The sequence below is a fragment of the Ralstonia sp. 22086 genome (assembly GCF_052045975.1).
Taxonomy (GTDB): Bacteria; Pseudomonadota; Gammaproteobacteria; order Burkholderiales; family Burkholderiaceae; genus Ralstonia; species Ralstonia wenshanensis.
This window is the reverse complement of record NZ_JBQEPZ010000005.1, coordinates 356,493-374,714: the sequence shown is the minus strand read 5'-3', so window position 1 is coordinate 374,714 and position 18,222 is coordinate 356,493. Positions and strand designations below refer to the sequence as shown.

Here is an 18,222-nt window from a genome sequence, read left to right as displayed (position 1 = left end):
TAGGCACTGTGATTCCGACGCGATGCTAGGAAAACCCTCCCGTGCCGTCAATCCCAAAGAATGAGGAGATGGACACGTGCCATGGGTCTTGGAACCGCTTACCCATTGACACCGGCAATACGTGTTATCGATTGGAAATACTGAGCATTATGTCTTATCGATACAACATAGCCGGGGTTCATCTGAAATTGCGGCACCTGACCAATGGGTGATAAAAATGGCGCACAGCAAAAATCAATATCGTGGCAGTGCCACATCACGAGGGAGGGGTTGTGGATCAATACCTGGGCGAGATTCGCCTCTGCGCATTTCCATTTCCACCAAAAGGGTGGGCGATGTGTAATGGCGCACTTTTACCGATTCAGCAGAACTCCGCACTGTTCTCGCTACTTGGCATTCAGTACGGCGGCAACGGCACGACCAATTTCGCGCTGCCGGATCTGCGTGGTCGCACGCCGCTGCACCGCGACAATCAGACGTATTTGCAGGGCGAGGTCGGCGGCGTCGAAACCGTCACGCTGACCTCGCAGCAGTTGCCGATGCACATCCATTCGTTTGTTGCATCGACTGCGCCTGCCACGGCAAGCAATGCCGGCACCGCGCAAGACCACCTTCTGGCTACCAGCAACCTCTACAACGCCACCAATCCCAGCATCAGCGGCCCCGGCACATTGCTTTACAGCGCGCCCGGCACCCTGACGGCGATGTCTGCCGAGGCCTGCGGCTCCGCCGGAAGCACGCAACCCCATGAAAACATGCAGCCCTCGCTGGTGCTGAACTACATCATCTCGCTGACGGGTATCTACCCGTCACGCGGCTAGGAGACAACGCATGGCACAACCGTACATTGGCGAAATCCGCCTGTTCGCCGGCAACTACGCGCCGGTCGGGTGGCTGCTCTGCCAGGGCCAGACGCTCTACATTTCCGATAACGAGCCGCTGTTCAGTCTGCTCGGCACCACGTATGGCGGCGATGGTCAGACCACCTTCGCGTTGCCCGCGCTGCAGGGCAAGCTGCCCGTTGGCCAAGGGCAGGGGCCTGGGCTGACCAACCGTCTCATCGGTCAGCAGCTTGGCCTTGAAAATGTTTCGATCACGACCACTGAGATGCCCGGGCATACGCACACCATCAACGCCACCAGCGCGGATGCCTCGACCATCACGCCGGGCCCGGGCGTGCTGTTGTCCACCGTCCCTAGCGCGCAGGGGTTCTACGACGCCGGCACCCCCAATCCGACAACCAAGGCTGCATTGGCCTTGCAGACGATCGGTCAGATGGGCGGCAGTCTTCCGCACTCTAACCACATGCCGACGGCATCCATTAACTACATCATCGCCACGGCGGGCATTTTCCCGTCGCAGAGCTGAGCGGAAAAAGGGAGATCACATGTCTGATCAATTCGTTGGCGAAATCCGCATCTTCGGTTTCAGTTTCGCCCCGGTGGACTGGGCCGCCTGCGACGGCGCAATCATGCCCATCTCTCAGAACACCGAACTGTTCTCGATCCTGGGCGTCAACTACGGCGGCAACGGCACATCCACCTTCGGGCTGCCCGATTTGCGGGCGCGCGCAGTGATGGGGCCCGTCAACGGGGCGCTGGGCGATCCGCAAGGCGCATCCACTATCACGCTGACAACGGCGGAAATGCCGTCGCACTCGCACACCGCTTATGGTGACAACGCGCGTCCTGCGTCGACTACGGCGGGCGGCCGCCTGGCCTCACGCTTCATGGTTCCGAACAACCAGGCCTTCGTTCCCGCGACCCCAACCCCAGCGCTCACGACACTGTCGCCGCAAGCAGTGGGCATCGGCGGTGACAACCAGCCGCACGAGAACATGCAGCCATACCTGACAAGCAATTACTGCATCGCCCTGCAAGGCGCGTGGCCGACGCACCCGTAATTCGGGCTGTCGCAGCGGGCCGGCCTCGCATGTCACGCCGGCCCGACCTCACCTTGGATCTTCCAGATTCCCCGCATCCATGACCATTTCCGCTGAGCTATTCCAACCGCACGTTGGCACCGCGTTCTCCGTGGCGACAGTTCCAGGCCAAGCGCCTGACCTGCCATTCACGCTGCGCCTGGACGAAGTCGCGATATCCCGTTTTGCGCGCCCAGGCCAGAAGGCGTTCTCCCTGTTGTTCGAGGGCGATGCCTCGTTCACGTTGCAACAGGGCACGTACTTCCTGCACCACGACACGCTTGCAGAACAGCCGATGTTCCTGGTCCCGATCGCCCGCACCGCGGAAGGCTTCCGCTACCAAGCCTGCTTCAACCTTGCTTGAGACACCGGTATGCCCACCTTCCGCATCGAGCGCAATGGCACCACGCTGCGCCCCCTGACCGACGCAGACCAGCCCTTCCTCCTGCACCTCTACGGCACCACCCGCGAGGCCGAACTGCAGGCGACCGGCTGGACCGATGAACAGAAGGCGCAGTTCGTGCGGATGCAGTTCGATGCACAGCAACGCGCCTACTTTGCGTACCCCGAGGCGGAATTTTTCGTGATCGAACAGGAGGGCGTGCCTGCCGGGCGGATCTACCTGCAGCACCGGCAGGAAGCCCTGCTCATCATCGATATCTCGCTGGTGCCGGAGCAGTGCGGTTCGGGGATCGGCAGCGCGGTGCTTTCTGCTGTATTTGCGCAGGCCCGCGCTTCAGGAAAACGCGTGCAGATCCATGTGGAGCGCTTCAACCCCGCTCAGCGTCTGTATCAGCGAATGGGGTTTCGACTGGTGGAGGACAAGGGCGTGTATCTGTTCCTCGAGTGGGATGGGGCCGCCATGCAAGCGGCAACCGTATAGAAATCCCTCTCCACCCACCTCCACCGCCGGTGGTCTACCATGGCCCACACAACCAAAAGCACCACGCCAGGAGACCCCAAATGCCCACTGAGGCCACCCACCGCGTCTTCAACCAGGTCCCAGACCTGACCGGCTTCAACCCCTTCACGTCCGACACCACGCTGCAAAGCGCACTCGAACGCCTGGGTGGCGGCTGGAACGCCAGCGCGCTGCAAGCCTTCGGTGACCAGCTCGGCGCGCCCGAGACGCTGCAGTGGGCCACAGAGGCCAACACCTACCACCCCGAACTCCACACCCACAGCCGCACCGGCGAGCGCATCGACGCCATCCGCTTCGACCCCGCGTGGCACGCGCTGCTCGGCCTGATGCGCAGCCAGGGGCTGCAGGCGCTGCCGTTTGCCGAGCCGCGCGCCGGCGCCTGGGCCGCGCGCACCGCCGGTTATTTCATGCAAGCGCAGATCGAATCCGGCACGCTGTGCCCGGCAACGATGACGTTCGCCAGCATCCCCGTGCTGCAGAAAGAGACCGCGCTGTTTGCCGATCTGGGGCCGCGTCTCTACGCCCGCGAACACGACGCACGCGATCTGCCGTGGCGCCAGAAGACCGCCATCCTCGTCGGCATGGGCATGACCGAAAAGCAGGGCGGCTCCGATGTACGCAGCAACACCACGGTCGCAACGCCCTTGCGCGGCGAAGGCCGTGGCGCCGCATACGCCATCACCGGCCACAAGTGGTTCTTCTCTGCGCCGATGTGCGATGCGCACCTGGTGGTCGCGCGTATGGGCGCGGAAGACGGGCCGCTGTCGTGCTTCTTCGTCCCGCGCTTTCGGGACGATGGCAGCAAGAATCCGATCCAGATCCAGCGCCTGAAAGACAAGCTCGGCAACCGCTCCAACGCCAGCAGCGAAGTGGAGTTCCGCGGCGCGGAAGGCATCCTGATTGGCGAAGAAGGGCGCGGCATTCCGACCATCATCGAGATGGCGACGCACACGCGGCTCGATTGCGTGATCGGCAGCGCGGCCATCCTACGGCACGCGCTGATGCAGGCGCTGCACCACGCGCGCCACCGCATGGCCTTCGGCCGTCTGCTGGCCGACCAACCGCTGATGCGCAATGTGCTGGCCGATCTGGCCCTGGAATCGCAAGCCGCGACCTTGCTGATGATGGAACTGGGCAACGCGTTCGAGCGCGCCGATGTCGATCCGCTGGCCGCGGCGTGGAAGCGCATCGTCACGCCTGCCGCCAAGTTCTGGGTCTGCAAGCGCGCTATTGAGGCGACCGGCGAGGCGATGGAAGTCTGGGGCGGCAACGGCTACGTGGAAGAAGGCCCGATGGCGCGCCTGTACCGCGAGGCCCCGGTCAACTCCATCTGGGAAGGCTCGGGCAACGTGATGTGCCTGGACGTGCTGCGCGCCATCGCCCGCACGCCGGACGATGCGCTGCGCCTGGTGCACGACATTGGCGAGCGCGCGCAGGGCCACCGTGCCGTGCGCGCCGAGCTGGCCGCGCTGCAGGCGATGCTGCATCAGCCCGGCGATATTCAGGAGACGTCTGCCCGCCGCATCGCGCAGGGGCTGGCGCTCACCGCACAGGCCGCGCTGATGCTGGCCCATGCCCACCCCGACGACGCCGAGCGCTTCATCGCCAGCCGCTTCCATCATCAGCATGGCCGGGTGTTCGGCACGCTCGATGGACACGCGCAGGAGCTGGGTGCGGTGCTGCAGCGCGCGTGGCCTGTATGAAGATTCTGTGAAGAGGAACGCGGGAAGGCCGGCGTGAAAGCGGGATGAAAGATCACATCGCCTAGGGTAAGGGAGCCGCGCGAGCGCGCCGGCACCAGAAAAATACCCAGACAGGAGACATTCCGTGCCGCACCCGACCCGCGCATTGCTCGCGGCCGGCCTGGCGTTGTGCGCTTTCCAGGCGTTGGCTGCATCCCCCGTGCTTGACCGCATCCGTGATACCGGCACCGTCCGGCTCGCATATCGCGAGAACTCCGTACCGTTCTCCTATGTCGATGGCGGCAAGCCGATGGGGTATTCGATCGACCTCTGCGCGCGGCTGGTCGACGCAATCAAGGTGGCGGTCAAGCGGCCCGATCTGAAGGTGCAATACGTGGCCGTGACACCCGCCACGCGCATCGCCGCCATTGCCGAAGGCCGCGCAGACCTCGAATGCGGATCGACCAACAACACGCGCGAGCGGCGCGAGAAGGTAGCGTTCACTATTCCGCATTACATTGCCAGCAGCCGCATGCTGGTGAAGACCAGTTCGGGCATCCACCGCTGGGAAGACCTCAACAACAAGACGGTGGTGTCCACGCGCGGCAGCACGAACGGCGGGCAGATCCGCGCGATGGCCGATGCGCGCGTGCTCAAGGTCAACGTGGTGGAGGCACGCGACCACGCCGAAGCCTTCGGCATGGTGGCGGCCGGCCGCGCCGATGCGTTTGCGATGGACGACGTGCTGCTCTATGGCTTCCGGGCGACGTCGCCCAACCCGGCAGACTACGCGGTCGTCGGCAGCAACCTGGCTGTGGCGCCATACGCGATCATGCTTGGCAAGGACGATGCCGAGTTCAAGAAGGTGATCGACCTGGCGATGTCACGCACGATCCTCGATGGCGAGGCGGAAAAGCTCTACAAGAAGTGGTTCCAGCAGCCGATTCCGCCAAATGACGTAAAGCTGGAAATCCCGATGAGCTTCCTGCTGCGCGATTCGTTCAAGTTCCCGACCGACAAGGTGGCGGATTAGCGCAACGCTCGCCAACCATGCACCGAGAAGGTGCTTGAGGGTATACCCGCAGTCAGCGCATAATGCGCGCCCATGGCGGCGCGTGACATTGCTTCACGTTTGGCATTCCCGGGGGGGAGTGACGGCGCGCCCCAGCCAATGCTGCGCAGCCGGGCGGATGTCGCCCGGCAATCGATTGCGCGCACGGCCGCGTCGATAGGGCCCCGATGCGGCCGGCTGGCCATTAGAAGCCCGAACCTCTCCTAGGACTTTGACGATGCCGTTCTTTGCGCGCACGTGGCTGCTGGCCGCGCTTGCCGTTCCCGCTGCTGTTTCCGCCGCCTTCTTCCCATCCAACGCCGTTGCCGCCACCCCGACGCTCGATCGCATCCGCGATTCGGGCACGGTGCACGTAGCCTATCGGGAAGACTCGATTCCGTTTTCGTACCTCGATGGCAGCAAGCCGGTCGGCTACACGATCGACATCTGCTCCCGCCTGATCGATTCGATCAAGACCTCGCTCAAGCGCCCCGACCTGAAGGTGCAGTACCTGCCGGTGACAGCCGCCACACGCATGGACGTGGTCGCCTCGGGCAAGGCCGACCTGGAATGCGGCTCGACCAACAACTCGCGCGAGCGCCGTGAGAAGGTCGCCTTCACCATTCCGCACTACATCACCAAGGGCCGCATGCTGGTGAAGGCCAGCTCGCCGATCCAGCAATGGGAAGACCTGAACGGCAAGACGGTGGTGGCCGCGCGCGGCTCGACCAACGCCGACCTCGCACGCAAGCTCAACGAGACGGGCATGACGATGCACGTGGTGGATGCCAACGACCTGCGCAGCGCGTTTGCAATGCTGGCCGACGGCCGCGCCAACGCGTTTGCCGGTGACGACATCCTGCTCTCGGGCATGCGCGCCACGGCCAAGAATCCGGCTGACTACCGCCTGGCGGGCAAGACGCAGCTGGTGTCGTCGTACGCGATCATGCTCAGCAAGCAGGATGCAGAGTTCAAGAAGCTGATCGACCAGTCGATGACGCGGCTGATTGTCGACGGCGAGGTGCCGAAGCTGTACAAGAAGTGGTTTCAGCAGCCGATTCCGCCGAATGGGGTGAATCTGGACGTGCCGATGAGTTACTTGCTTCGGGATTCGTTTAATACGCCTACGGATAGTGCTGGGAACTGATGTTGTTGTCTGTTTCTCTGCGCGGGGTGGGCGTTTGTGGTTCACCCCTGATTCATCCCCTGCCGGGGCTGACTCACTTTCTTTGTCTTGCCAAAGAAAGTAAGCAAAGAAAGGCGCGCCCGAGATGGCGACTTCCCCTTGAATTTATGTGACCGTGCGGGGAAGGAGGCAAACTCGCTGCGCTCAGACAGGCCTCCTTCCTTTTTCCGCTCGCTCACACAAATTCAAGGCGCCATCTAGGGCAGTTACGTCAAAGGCCACACCGTTGGTGTGCGTGCGTTGGCGCCCAGATGTGTCTTGTTGCTCAGTGCACCTCGGCTGGCGCTGCCTGCGCCGGGATGCTGCTCACCACGTTCAGCGTCGGGCGTCCGCCTTGGCGCATGAGGTCGGCGGCGCGCTCGGCGATCATGATGATGGGGGCGTTGGTGTTGCCGCCGATGAGCGTCGGCATGACGGAGCCGTCGATCACGCGCAGGCCTGTCAAGCCGCGCACGCGCAGTTCGGGGTCGACCACGGCCATGCCATCGTCGGCGCTGCCCATCTTGCAGGTGCCGACGGGGTGGTAGATGGTGTCGGCGTGCTGGCGGATGAGGGCGCGCACGGCTTCGTCGTCGGAGCCGTCGCCGCGGATGTTTCCGGAATACAGCTCGCGCCCGCCCAGGTCGGCCAGCGGCCGCTGCGCGAAGATGCTCTTCACGGCGCGGAAGCCGGCGAGCATGCCGGCCATGTCATCAGGGTCGGAAAGGAACTTCGGGTCGATCAGCGGTGCCTCGCGCGTGTCGGCGGAGGCCAGGCGCACTTCGCCGCGGCTCTTCGGGCGCAGCACGCACACGTGGCAGGAATAGCCGTGGCCGTAGTTGAACGTGCGGTTGTGGTTGTCGGCCATGGCCACCACGAAGTGCAGTTGCAAATCGGGATCGGCCAGTTCGGGCCGGCTCTTGATGAAGCCGCCGGCTTCGGCAAAGTTGGTCGCCAGCATGCCGCGACGCTCGCGCCGGTAGCGCAGGATCTCGCCCAGCATGTGGACGCTGCCGCGTGCGGAATAGCCGATCAAGTCCAGGTTGAAGACTTTCTTGTGCAGGATGATGTCGAGGTGGTCCTGCAAGTTCTGGCCGACGCCGGGCAGGTCGTGGATGACGGGAATGCCGAGCGAGCGCAGATGCTCCGCCGGGCCCACGCCCGAAGCCATCAGCAACTGCGGCGAGCCGAACGCGCCCGATGAGACGATCACCTCGCGGCGCGCGCGCAACGTTTCAGTGCGACCACCGCGCTCGACCGTCACGCCTGCCGCGCGCTTGCCTTCAAAGACGATGCGCAGCGCCTGCGTGTCGGGCATCACGGTGAGTTGGCGGCGGTTGCGGCTGAGCGTGGCGTCGGCCTTGTCGCCGCCATGCAGGTAGGCGCGCGCGGCGTTCCAGCGCTCGCCGTTGTACTGCGTGACCTGGTACGGGCCGACGCCTTCCTGGTCGGGGCCATTGAAATCGTTGTTGCGGCGGTAGCCTGCGGCCACGCCGGCATCGACAAAGCGTTGTGCGATGGGGTTGCCGGTGCGCAGGTCGCTCACGTGCAGCGGGCCGGTGCCGCCGTGCAGCGCGTCGTCGTCGCGGCCGGCAAAGCGTTCGTTGCCTTCGGAGCGCTTGAAGTACGGCAGCACGTCGTTCCAGCTCCAGCCGGTGCAGCCGAGCGCCGCCCAGTGGTTGTAGTCGCTGGGCGTGCCGCGGATGTAGATCATCGCGTTGAGCGACGAGCTGCCGCCCAACCCGCGCCCGCGCGGCTGATAACCCTGGCGGCCGCCCAGCCCCGCTTGCGGCACGGTTTGAAACCCATAGTTGCGCTTGTTCTTGAACGGCAGCGACGCCGCGCAACCGGCCGGCACCCAGACGGAGAGGTGATGATCGTGCGGCCCGGCCTCGAGCAGCGCGACGGTCACGTCCGGGTCTTCGGTCAGCCGGCTGGCAAGCGCACAACCGGCTGAGCCTGCGCCGACGATGACGTAGTCGAAGGTGAGCGCGGATGTCTGCGATTCGGTGGCCATGGGTGTCTCCGGATGGTTTTCTAATGGGCGAGCGACGCCGCCGGCTGTTTGCCGGTCACGAGTTCACATCCTAGGCGCCATGGGTTGTTTCAAACGACCGGGGTTACCCGCATTAGAGGCATCGTTCGATGGCATGCAACAAACCCGCACGCTGCGGCTGGCAGAGCGTTGCCTTGGTGGCGCTTGCGGCATGCCGCAACGCAGCAATTCCGCACTGGCACACGGTTGCGCGCGGCCCTGACAGGAGGCATGCCGCCCACGGCGGGTTGCCGATCGGGCCGCCCAGTACGCTCGCAAGCCATTAGCAACGATGCGGTTTTTTCGCCAATGCATTAGCTTCTAGAATGCAGCGATGGCCAAGAACCTCGACATCACCCTCGTCCGCACCTTCATTGCCGTGGCGGAAAACGCCAGCATGACGGTGGCGGCCAACGCGTTGCACCTCACGCAGGGCGCCATCAGCCAGCAGATCAAGCGGCTCGAAGACGCCTTCGAATGCCGCCTGTTCGAGCGCGACGGCCGGCGGCTGGAACTCACCCACGCCGGTGAACGGTTCCTCGGTCGCGCCAAACGCCTGCTCGCCCTCAACGACGAAATCTGGGCCGACATGGCGGCGCGCCCGCTGCAGGGGCCGGTGCGCCTGGGCGTGCCTTACGACCTGGTCGGCACCGTTTTCCCGCCGATCTTCAAGGCGTTTACCGAGGCGTGGCCGTCGGTGGAGTTGACCATCGTCTGCGGCACCTCGCCCGAGCTTGCGGAGCGCATTGCGCGCGGCGAGCTGGACGTCGCCGTGGTCGAAGCGCCCGTGGATGAAGCCACGGGCGAATGCCTGTGCGTGGAGCGGTTGGTGTGGGTCGGCCCGCGCGGCGGCAACGTGCATGCGAAGCGCCCGCTGCCGCTGTCGATGGTGGACGAGAGCTGCGCCTTCCGCGCCCGCGTGCTCAAGGCGCTGGGCGAGCACGGCATCGAATGGCGCACGGTGTTCGAGAGCGGCAACATCGAAGCGACCACCGCCACGGTGCGCACGGGGCTGGCCGTCACGGCATGGCTGACGCCGACGGTGCCGGCGGATCTCGACATCCTCGGGCCCGAGGCCGGCCTGCCGGAACTGCCGATGTTTGCGATCAGCTTGCTGCTGCCGGTGCAGGGCGCGAGCCAGGCAACACAAGCGCTGGCGCAATGTATTCGAGACGGATTTTCTACGCGGCAAAGCGCGCTGGAGCGCAAGCGCGCGGCTTGAGCTGAGATCGGCTGCCTATCTGGCATCCCCGGCCCGCCCCGGGGAAACGTCCATCTGTTGTTATGCGGCGGTGACCTGCCGTCGCTCGATGGCGGCCAAGACCTCCCACGTGCGCGGGTCTACGTCGCTCCCCCCGAGCGACATCGACAGATACGCGTCGATGGCATCGATAAAGCCTTTCACGAAGGCCGGTGGATACGCATGTTCCGAGAAGTACGTGAGCTGCTCGCGCAGCCTGCCCGGCCGGCATTGACCGGCTTCGTGCATGACGCTGCGCGTGCGGCACAGAAACGCGCGCGCTGAGATCGCACCGTCAAGGTAGAGACGGTTCTTGGTCAGCGACATGCGGCACCTCCCGGTTGCGTGGGAAGCCTGCAACGCCAAAGCGGCGGAGAAGGGTAAGACGCGGGGCGATGCCCGCTGAGTGCGGTAGCCATGTGGCCTCCGGGGATAGGTTGATGGAGGCTCGCCGCTCGCTGCTAAACGAGGGTGGCGGGCCTGACGACGGCGTTAGCAGACCGGCCCTATCCCAGCTACCGGCAGACCCGAAGGTCTCACCGCCCGGCCCGCCATGAAACACATAGGCGTGCACAAGCACCGGACACAAAAATGCCGCGCGGAGGCGGCTGTCCGTCTGGGAAAAAGGGGTGGGCTGCTAAACCCAGTCACCGTTGGTGCGGTGACGGTGGGGATTATATGTGCCGAAGTTGAACTGTGGCGGCCCAAAGCGTCCAGTCGAGGCCGATTCCTATAGTGACCGTCTACAGCAGCGGCTAAGTTCATGTCCGATTTCTGCTCGGCTGGCCTATGGAGATTGGAATGACTAAAACGCGATTCAAGAGCGACGCATCTGAGGCTATTTACAGCACAGCATCCGATTTGCATCGCGCCGGTCTCATCAATACAAAAACCCTGCGTGAATACCACGAGCTGTGTGTCGTGCCCGTACAGCAGCCAATTTACAAACCAGATGATTCGTCGCCGCTGGACTATGAAGCCCCCACTGAGGGCGATTGATTTTGCAAACCCAGCCTCGGAGAATGTGTGCGATCTCTCTTTGGCGTTTCAATAGAGTTCGCCCCACCAAAAGCGGCACGATGCTGAAAGCAATCTGGACAATGCTGCCCCGCAAGCGGGTTACGACAACGGCCGAAGCACCGGAGAACAACCATGTTCGGCACGTGGCAGCGGCCTTCCATAACCGCGAGGAATTCCAGCGACGGGCTGCGGCGGCCGCATTGGTACTTGGCAGCAATACGATCGACACGCTCGTTGGTCTATTGCGCGGTGAACATACGCCCCCTGACGCACTGGCACCTCAATTCGCTGGGCTTGGTGCTTGGCTAACCGCATGTCAGTTCGCCATCTTCGAAGTTTTCTACCACTTCGGTGCACCTGCCGTTCCTACCTTGCTGAGTTTTATCCGCGGGGAGTACGACTGGACGCAAGGCAACGCCATCGAAATACTGTGCAGGCTATATGCAAAGGGAGTCGCACCGGCATCAGCGTTTGAATTGCTGAAGGAAACGATTCCGTCGATGCGCGAGGAGGCGTTGATTTATGCCGCAGGTCCGCTGCACAGGCTCCAGCAGCAGGACACAACGCTCAGTGGCGTTCTGGAAGAGCTTTTGGAGATACCCGAGTTCTTCGACGCGTACCAATACACGGTGACGGGCGCGTGGCCATCGGCGTAGTAGTAGCAAAACAAAAACCCCGCCAACCGGCGGGGTCCCCCAAATCCTTTTGAGCCTGCAAGCCAATCAAGCCTGCGGCGCAGCCCCATCTTCAGGAGCTGCCTCGGCGCCTTCGGCCTTGGCTTCGTCCTTCTTTTCCAGCATCTCTTCCAGTGCGCCCGCGCCCTTGAAACCGGCGACGGCGGCAACGGCCTTGGTCAGCAGGCCGGCATCCGGATCGACTTTCTCGGCGGCTTCAACGGCGGCGACGGCGCCGGCGATCTTGCCCACTTCATCCAACAGTCCCATGGTCACCTCCGCGTGATTGAACGGGAGAGCCATCTTGCTCCCGGCAAGGAGCGCAAGTGCAAGCAAAGTTAAAAATTTTTCGAAGGCGTTCGTTTGCGTACGCCGCGCATCACTCCGCCTCGGCGCCGGCAGGGGTGGCGGTGAGCGCAGCTAAGCGCTGGCGGGCGCTGTCGGTAATCGGAGTCGATTGGCGCGTGGCAACGTCGATCTGCACGATCACCGATTGCGACGTGGCGGCGCATTGGCCGTTCTGGAAGATCGCCTGCTCCAGCTTGACCGAGCGGCGCCCGACGCTCGCCACACGCGTGCCGATCTGCACCGAGCCCGGCCAGAGAATTTCATTGCGGAAATCGAGCACGAGCTGCGCGATGACGAACTCGCAGCCGGGCGCGGCCAACGGGTTGTCTGGCGTGAAGAGCATCTCGACGCGGCCTGTCTCCAGGTACGTGGCGAAGACGGCGTTGTTGATGTGGCCCTGGCGGTCGGTGTCGCCGTAGCGGAGCTTGTCGGTCGAATGCAGCGGGTAATCGGAAAGGGATGGCGTGGTCGTCATGAGGGGCGCGAAGTCGGGGGCAACCTGCGCATTCTGCCTGCCTTCCTGTGCAAACGCTGAGAGCGTGACTGCACCATGGGCCTTCCGTTGACTCGTATCAACGCGCAGTTTTCAGCAGCGCTTACGTTGGAAGCAGACGCCGACCGCGCAGGAGGCGCGGCGGCAGACATGGCAAGGAGGCCACATGAAAACCCTGGTACTGGCGACGGACGGATCGACCTATTCCGATGCGGCAGCGCGATGCATTGCCGACAAGACCCTCTTCGGTAGCGATGTGACGGTGCACGTCGTGCACTGCATGCCGGATCTCTCGGGCGACATCAAATCACTCGTCGGCAAGGCAGAGGTTGACGCCTGGTACGCGGAGGAAAGCACCGGCGCCATGGCTTCGGTCTGCGCGATCCTGGGTGCGGCCGGCGTGCCGTTCGAACGGCACGCGCTGGTGGGTTTTCCACCGGAGCGCATCGTGAAGCACGCGCAAGGTGCGGGGGCCGCGGCCATCGTCATGGGCTCGCATGGGCGCGGCGTATTTGTCGAGGCGCTGATGGGCTCGGTGGCGGGCCGGGTGCTTGCGCATGCCGAATGCCCCGTGGTGCTGGTGAAGGCGCCCAAGGCTTGACGATGGCGGGGAGCGCGGAGCAGTTCAACTCCGCCGCGCGCCGCGCTACCCCAGCGCTCGCACCGACGTGCTGATCGCCCGCGCGCATTGCAGCAGCGCGGGGCCCAGCTTCGTTTCCATCTCTTCCGCCGTCCATCGCCCGGTAGGTGCGACAAGGTGAATTGCGCCCAGCGGCCGCCCATTGCTGCTGACGATGGGCGCCGCGATGGTCATGTCCCCCAGGAAGAGTTCTTCGCAGTTGGTGGCGTAGCCGCGCTGGCGCGCCTGGCGCAGCGTTTCCATGATGTCTGCCACATCGGTGCGGGTGTGCATGGTGTGCGCCACGCGCTGCGACGCCTCGACGATGGCTTGCGCTTCGGGCATCGGCAACGCACTCAGGTAGGCCCGGCCCGACGCGGTGCAATACATCGGAATGCGGCTGCCGATGGGCATGTGCACCGGCACGAAATGCGCGCTCACAAAACGCGCGACGTACACCATCTCGTTCTGATCAGGCTCGGTCAGGCACGAGGTTTCGGTGGTCATCTTGGTCAGTTCGGCCAGGAACGGATTGGCCACGTCGATGAGCGTGTCGGCGGCCAGATAGTTGAAGCCGATCTTCATCACCGCGGGGGTGAGCTGGTAGCGGCGCGTCTGCGGATGTTTGCGCAGGTAGCCGAGCTGCTCGAGCGTGTAGACCATGCGCTGCGCCGAGCTTTTGTTGATGCCAGCGGCGGCGGCCACGTCGGCAATCGTCATGGTGCGGCGCTGCGCGTTGAAGGCGCCCAGCACGGCCAGCCCTTTCTCCAGCGACTGGTTGAACAGCAGGTCGGGGGCGTCGGCAGGTTCAGCAGCGTCGGTCATGACAAGTGGCGGCTCGGTGGCAAATCAACGGACAAAGAATCGCATATCGATTCGTATACGTCGATTAGTGGTTTTCCATAGTTATTTATCGATTCGTTACGTTCGAATATTGGCACAAGCATTGCATTGCGTTGAGCCAGTCCCCGTGCATTGCGCGTTCGGGGTGCATCTTTTTACGTTGCCTGGAGGATTGCCATGTCTGTTGTCACCACCTTCCGTCGCGCTGCACTGGCGTTGTGCATGCTCGGCACCGCATCGTTTGCCTGGGCGCAGGGTGCGCCGGCCACCTATAACGTCGGCGCCACGGCCACGGGCGTGCCGTTCACGTTTCTGGACGTGAAGACGAATTCCATCCAGGGGATGATGGTCGACACCGTCACGGCCGTAGGCAAGGCGGGCGGCTTCAATGTGAACGTGCAGCAGACGGTGTTCTCGGCGCTGATTCCGTCGCTCACGTCCAACAAGATCGACATCATCTCGGCCGCGATGCTCAAGACGCCAGCGCGTGCGCAGGTGGTGGATTTTTCCGACCCGGTCTACTCGTACGGCGAGGGCCTGATCGTCAAGGCCGACGACGCCAAGAACTACGCCACGCTCGATGATCTGAAAGGCGAGGTGGTGGGCGCGCAGGTCGGCACGGTGTTCCTCGACATGCTCAACAAGAAGGGCATCTTCAAGGAAGTGCGCAGCTACGACTCGGTGGCCGACATGACGCGCGACCTGGCGCTGGGCCGTATCAAGGCCGGGCTGGGCGACCAGCCGATCATCGCGTACCAGATCCGCCAGAACGCCTTCCAGGGCGTGAAGCTCGCGCCCAACTACAAACCCGCCAACGTGGGCGACGTGTGCCTGGTGGTGCGCAAGGGCGATACGGAAACCCTCAACCGCCTCAACAAGGCCATCGCCAAGATCAAGGCAGACGGCACGCTTGATGCCATCGTGAAGAAGTGGGGCATCTGATTTTCGGATCGGTGATGCGCCATGAGTGTTGCAACGTTTCTTGAGAACGCGCAGGACTTCCTGCCGATCTTGCTGAAGGGGGCGGTGGTCACGGTGGAGGTGACCGTGCTGTCGTTCCTGCTCAGCAGCGTGATCGGCCTGGGGCTCGCGCTGATGCGCCTGTCGCCCATCAAGGCCGTGTCCGCGGCCGGGGCGACGATCGTCAACATCATTCGGGGGCTGCCGATCATCGTGCAGCTCTTCTACATCTATTTCGTGCTGCCGGACATCGGCATTCAACTCACGGCGTTTCAGGCGGGCGTGATCGGGCTGGGCATTGCGTATTCCGCATACCAGGCCGAGAACTTCCGCGCCGGCATCGAGGCCGTGGACCCCGGGCAACGTGAAGCCGCGCAGGCGATGGGCATGCGCGGCGCGCTCATCATGCGGCGCGTGATCCTGCCGCAGGCGTTTCGCATTGCGCTGCCGCCGTACGGCAATACGCTGGTGATGATGCTGAAGGATTCGTCGCTGGTGTCCACCATCACGGTGGCAGAAATGACGCGTGCGGGGCAGCTCATTGCGTCGTCCACGTTCCAGAACATGACGGTCTACACGCTGGTGGCGCTGCTGTATCTGGTGATGAGCCTGCCGCTGGTGTTCGGCCTGCGCAAGCTGGAACACCGCTTGGGCGCAGGGAGGGCCAAGCGATGAGCATGATCGAGATCCGTGATCTGCAGAAACACTTTGGCGACCATCACGTGCTGCGCGGCGTGAGCCTGCACGTGAACAAGGGCGAGGTCGTCTGCCTGATCGGCCCGTCGGGCTCGGGCAAGTCGACCGTCCTGCGCTGCATCAACGGGCTGGAGTCGTACGATGGCGGCGAGATCCGCGCCTTTGGCGAACGCGTCGATCAACACAGCAAAACCATCCACACGCTGCGCAGCCGCATGGGCATGGTGTTCCAGCGCTTCAACCTGTTTCCGCATCGCAGCGTGCTGGAAAACGTGATGGAAGGTCCGGTCTATGTGAAGGGCGAACGCCCCGAAGCAGCCCGAGCGAAAGCGATGGCGCTGCTGGACAAAGTAGGTCTGGCCGCCAAGGCAGCGGCGTACCCGGCGCAGCTCTCCGGCGGCCAGCAGCAGCGTGTGGCGATTGCCCGTGCACTGGCGATGGAGCCCGAGGCGATGCTGTTCGACGAGCCCACGTCTGCACTCGACCCCGAACTCGTCGGCGATGTGCTGGAGGTGATGCGCGCACTCGCCCGCGAAGGCATGACGATGATCGTCGTCACGCACGAGATGGGTTTTGCGCGCGAAGTGGCGGACCGCGTGTGCTTTCTGCACAGCGGCACCATCGTCGAAGAAGGGCCAGCCGCGCAGGTCCTGGGTGCCCCGCGTCAACCGCGTACGCAGGACTTTCTGCGCCGCGTGCTGCACAAACCCGCCGATGCTCCGGCCGGAGAACTCGCGCCATGACGCAGCCGCACCTCGATATCGCCCCCGGCACATCCGGCGGCGAGCCGCTACCGCCATCGTTGTGGGCTGCCACCGCACCGGCCGCGCCGCCCACGCCTGCGTTGATGGAATCGGTCACCACCGACGTGCTCGTCATCGGCGGGGGTTACACGGGGCTGTCCACCGCGCTGCATCTGGCTGAACGCGGCACGCGGGTCACCGTGCTCGAAGCCAACGATCCGGGCTGGGGCGCTTCCGGGCGCAACGGCGGACAGGTCAACCCGACGCTCAAGCACGACCCCGATGAACTGGTGAGCCTGCTGGGCGCCGCGCGTGCCGAACCGTTGATCGATGCTGTGTCGCGCTCCGCCGATCTGGTGTTCGATCTGATCGACCGGCACCGCATCGACTGCCAGCCCGTGCGCGCCGGGTGGCTGCAGCTTTCCTATTCGGACAAGGCCGTGCCGGCGCTGCATGCGCGCGCCCGGCAGTGGGAAAAGCGTGGCGTGCCGGTGGAAATGTTGGACCGCGCCGCCGTCGCGCAACGTGTCGGCACCGAGGCGTTTGCCGGCGCATGGCTCGATGGCCGCGCGGGCGCCATCCAGCCGATGGCGTATGCACGCGGGCTGGTGCGTGCCGCGCAGAATGCCGGTGCCGCCGTGCATGGCCGCACCACGGTCACCGCACTCGAGCAACAGGGCACGCACTGGATCGCCACCACCAGCACGGGCGCAAAGGTGCGTGCGCAGCGCGTGGTGATCGCCACCAATGGCTACACCGGCCCGCTGTGGCCCGGATTGGCGCAGACGGTGCTCTCAGCCAACAGCTTCATCGTCGCCACCAAGCCGCTCAAGACGGCTGAAGCCGAGCGCATTCTGGCGCGCGGCGAAACGGCTTCCACATCGCAACGGCTGCTGCTGTATTTCCGCAAAGACGCAGCCGGGCGCCTGCTGATGGGTGGACGCGGCTTCTTTGCAGAGCCGCGCGACGCACAGGATTTTGCACACCTTGAACGCTCGCTGGAGCTGCTCTTTCCACAACTCGGCCCGCTTGAGTATGAATACCGCTGGGCGGGCCGCATCGCCATCACGCGGGATTTCATGCCGCATATCCACGAGCCCGCGCCGGGCATCACGATGGCGCTGGGTTGCAACGGACGCGGCATCGCGCTGTGCACCAGCCTTGGCCAGCACATCGCCGCACGGCTTGCAGGCAGTGGAGACGCGTTTCCGTATCCCGTATCGCCCATCACACCGATCCCCTTGCACGGGTTGCAGCGCTTCTACATTGCGGCGGGCGTGGCGTGGTACAGCCTGCTCGACAAACTCGGCGGCTGAACGCGCATTGCCGCCACAAGCCGCTGCAGGATGTTCTAGGATGAAGGCTCCTTTTCGTCACATCCTGGGGGACCCATGTCGCATCGCCGCCGTCTTGCGCTTGCCTTTGCTGGCGCCGCGCTCTTTGCTAGCGCCACGCCTTCGTTTGCCTATTTCCGCAACGTGCTGGCCAGCACCATCATCGGCTCGATGAGCCCGACGGAGCTGAAGTCGTTTACCAAGGCCATTGGCGATGTGCTCAAGAGCGCCGCCGACAACACGCCCGCGCAATGGACCGCCCCGGCCAGAGGCAAGCAGGCCGCCATCGACGCGACCATCACCCCGCTGGAATCCAAGACCGACGCGGGGCAATCGTGCCGCCGCCTGCAGAGCGAACTCACGCGCGGCAGCAGCAAGGAGCAGTGGACGGCATGGCTGTGCAAGCAGCCGAGCGGGGAATGGAAGTTGCGGCAGCTCGCGCAGTAAGGCATCGGGCACCGGGCACCGGGCAACGA

The 18,222-nt window shown here is 64.1% G+C and carries 22 protein-coding genes; 17 read left to right on the top strand and 5 right to left on the bottom strand.

Features of this window, described 5'->3' with window-relative positions; all coding sequences use genetic code 11:
- Positions 1 to 272: 272 nt before the first annotated feature.
- From ACTJK6_RS22560 to ACTJK6_RS22525, 8 genes are all read left to right on the top strand, one after another.
- Complete coding sequence (locus tag ACTJK6_RS22560) at positions 273 to 821, top strand: phage tail protein (protein ID WP_433865873.1); 549 nt, start codon at positions 273 to 275, stop codon at positions 819 to 821.
- 10 nt (positions 822 to 831) lie between these two features.
- Positions 832 to 1,368: a phage tail protein gene (locus ACTJK6_RS22555; protein ID WP_260803679.1), complete on the top strand. Its 537-nt coding sequence runs from the start codon at positions 832 to 834 to the stop codon at positions 1,366 to 1,368.
- Positions 1,369 to 1,387: 19 nt separating this feature from the next.
- The gene (locus tag ACTJK6_RS22550) at positions 1,388 to 1,903 is read left to right on the top strand and encodes a phage tail protein (protein WP_260780463.1); all 516 of its coding nucleotides are present in this window, start codon (positions 1,388 to 1,390) and stop codon (positions 1,901 to 1,903) included.
- Positions 1,904 to 1,982: 79 nt separating this feature from the next.
- The gene (locus ACTJK6_RS22545) at positions 1,983 to 2,285 is read left to right on the top strand and encodes a DUF6916 family protein (RefSeq protein ID WP_440840229.1); all 303 of its coding nucleotides are present in this window, start codon (positions 1,983 to 1,985) and stop codon (positions 2,283 to 2,285) included.
- A gap of 9 nt (positions 2,286 to 2,294) precedes the next feature.
- A complete protein-coding gene (locus ACTJK6_RS22540) occupies positions 2,295 to 2,804 on the top strand; it encodes a GNAT family N-acetyltransferase (RefSeq protein ID WP_260803677.1) in 510 nt (169 codons plus the stop codon).
- Positions 2,805 to 2,884: 80 nt separating this feature from the next.
- Entirely contained in the window at positions 2,885 to 4,546 is a 1,662-nt protein-coding gene (locus tag ACTJK6_RS22535; protein WP_440840228.1) for an acyl-CoA dehydrogenase family protein, read from the top strand.
- 124 nt (positions 4,547 to 4,670) lie between these two features.
- Positions 4,671 to 5,558: an amino acid ABC transporter substrate-binding protein gene (locus ACTJK6_RS22530; RefSeq protein WP_440840227.1), complete on the top strand. Its 888-nt coding sequence runs from the start codon at positions 4,671 to 4,673 to the stop codon at positions 5,556 to 5,558.
- Between the two features lie 256 nt (positions 5,559 to 5,814).
- Positions 5,815 to 6,723, top strand: coding sequence for an amino acid ABC transporter substrate-binding protein (locus ACTJK6_RS22525; RefSeq protein WP_232041504.1), 909 nt, complete (start codon positions 5,815 to 5,817; stop codon positions 6,721 to 6,723).
- 304 nt (positions 6,724 to 7,027) lie between these two features.
- Here ACTJK6_RS22525 and ACTJK6_RS22520 read toward each other — a convergent pair whose 3' ends face one another.
- Positions 7,028 to 8,758 (bottom strand): GMC family oxidoreductase, encoded by a 1,731-nt coding sequence (locus ACTJK6_RS22520; RefSeq protein ID WP_440840226.1) that lies wholly within the window; start codon positions 8,756 to 8,758, stop codon positions 7,028 to 7,030.
- Positions 8,759 to 9,110: 352 nt separating this feature from the next.
- Between ACTJK6_RS22520 and ACTJK6_RS22515 the strand changes: the two genes are divergently transcribed.
- Entirely contained in the window at positions 9,111 to 9,998 is an 888-nt protein-coding gene (locus tag ACTJK6_RS22515) for a LysR family transcriptional regulator (RefSeq protein WP_440840225.1), read from the top strand.
- A gap of 60 nt (positions 9,999 to 10,058) precedes the next feature.
- On the opposite strand, the gene ACTJK6_RS22510 is transcribed toward ACTJK6_RS22515, so the two are convergent.
- Positions 10,059 to 10,343 (bottom strand): hypothetical protein, encoded by a 285-nt coding sequence (locus tag ACTJK6_RS22510; RefSeq protein WP_440840224.1) that lies wholly within the window; start codon positions 10,341 to 10,343, stop codon positions 10,059 to 10,061.
- Positions 10,344 to 10,817: 474 nt separating this feature from the next.
- On the opposite strand from ACTJK6_RS22510, the gene ACTJK6_RS22505 reads away from it, so the two are divergent.
- Both ACTJK6_RS22505 and ACTJK6_RS22500 read left to right on the top strand, forming a co-directional pair.
- The gene (locus ACTJK6_RS22505) at positions 10,818 to 11,015 is read left to right on the top strand and encodes a hypothetical protein (protein WP_257878091.1); all 198 of its coding nucleotides are present in this window, start codon (positions 10,818 to 10,820) and stop codon (positions 11,013 to 11,015) included.
- An 80-nt stretch (positions 11,016 to 11,095) separates the two neighbouring features.
- Positions 11,096 to 11,692, top strand: a complete 597-nt coding sequence (locus ACTJK6_RS22500) for a hypothetical protein (RefSeq protein WP_440840223.1) — start codon at positions 11,096 to 11,098, stop codon at positions 11,690 to 11,692.
- A gap of 66 nt (positions 11,693 to 11,758) precedes the next feature.
- Here the strand turns inward: ACTJK6_RS22500 and ACTJK6_RS22495 are convergent, their stop codons facing one another.
- On the bottom strand, positions 11,759 to 11,980 hold the full coding sequence (locus ACTJK6_RS22495; RefSeq protein WP_027678733.1) for a hypothetical protein: 222 nt from the start codon (positions 11,978 to 11,980) through the stop codon (positions 11,759 to 11,761).
- 109 nt (positions 11,981 to 12,089) lie between these two features.
- The gene (locus ACTJK6_RS22490; protein WP_440840222.1) at positions 12,090 to 12,533 is read right to left on the bottom strand and encodes an acyl-CoA thioesterase; all 444 of its coding nucleotides are present in this window, start codon (positions 12,531 to 12,533) and stop codon (positions 12,090 to 12,092) included.
- A gap of 184 nt (positions 12,534 to 12,717) precedes the next feature.
- Here ACTJK6_RS22490 and ACTJK6_RS22485 point away from each other — a divergent pair, with 184 nt between their 5' ends.
- The gene (locus ACTJK6_RS22485) at positions 12,718 to 13,152 is read left to right on the top strand and encodes a universal stress protein (RefSeq protein ID WP_440840221.1); all 435 of its coding nucleotides are present in this window, start codon (positions 12,718 to 12,720) and stop codon (positions 13,150 to 13,152) included.
- Between the two features lie 45 nt (positions 13,153 to 13,197).
- Here ACTJK6_RS22485 and ACTJK6_RS22480 read toward each other — a convergent pair whose 3' ends face one another.
- The gene (locus tag ACTJK6_RS22480; protein ID WP_440076468.1) at positions 13,198 to 13,995 is read right to left on the bottom strand and encodes an IclR family transcriptional regulator; all 798 of its coding nucleotides are present in this window, start codon (positions 13,993 to 13,995) and stop codon (positions 13,198 to 13,200) included.
- 195 nt (positions 13,996 to 14,190) lie between these two features.
- Here ACTJK6_RS22480 and ACTJK6_RS22475 point away from each other — a divergent pair, with 195 nt between their 5' ends.
- From ACTJK6_RS22475 to ACTJK6_RS22455, 5 genes are all read left to right on the top strand, one after another.
- Positions 14,191 to 14,955, top strand: coding sequence for an ABC transporter substrate-binding protein (locus tag ACTJK6_RS22475; RefSeq protein WP_440076467.1), 765 nt, complete (start codon positions 14,191 to 14,193; stop codon positions 14,953 to 14,955).
- A gap of 21 nt (positions 14,956 to 14,976) precedes the next feature.
- Positions 14,977 to 15,648 carry an ectoine/hydroxyectoine ABC transporter permease subunit EhuD gene (gene ehuD, locus ACTJK6_RS22470; protein WP_440076466.1) on the top strand — a complete coding sequence of 224 codons (672 nt, stop codon included), beginning with the start codon at positions 14,977 to 14,979 and terminating at the stop codon, positions 15,646 to 15,648.
- A gap of 2 nt (positions 15,649 to 15,650) precedes the next feature.
- Positions 15,651 to 16,412, top strand: coding sequence for an amino acid ABC transporter ATP-binding protein (locus ACTJK6_RS22465; RefSeq protein ID WP_440840220.1), 762 nt, complete (start codon positions 15,651 to 15,653; stop codon positions 16,410 to 16,412).
- The gene (locus ACTJK6_RS22460; RefSeq protein WP_440840219.1) at positions 16,409 to 17,728 is read left to right on the top strand and encodes an NAD(P)/FAD-dependent oxidoreductase; all 1,320 of its coding nucleotides are present in this window, start codon (positions 16,409 to 16,411) and stop codon (positions 17,726 to 17,728) included. The genes ACTJK6_RS22465 and ACTJK6_RS22460 overlap by 4 nt, the downstream gene beginning before the upstream one ends.
- A gap of 75 nt (positions 17,729 to 17,803) precedes the next feature.
- Entirely contained in the window at positions 17,804 to 18,193 is a 390-nt protein-coding gene (locus ACTJK6_RS22455) for a hypothetical protein (RefSeq protein ID WP_440475780.1), read from the top strand.
- The last annotated feature ends 29 nt before the right edge of the window (positions 18,194 to 18,222 follow it).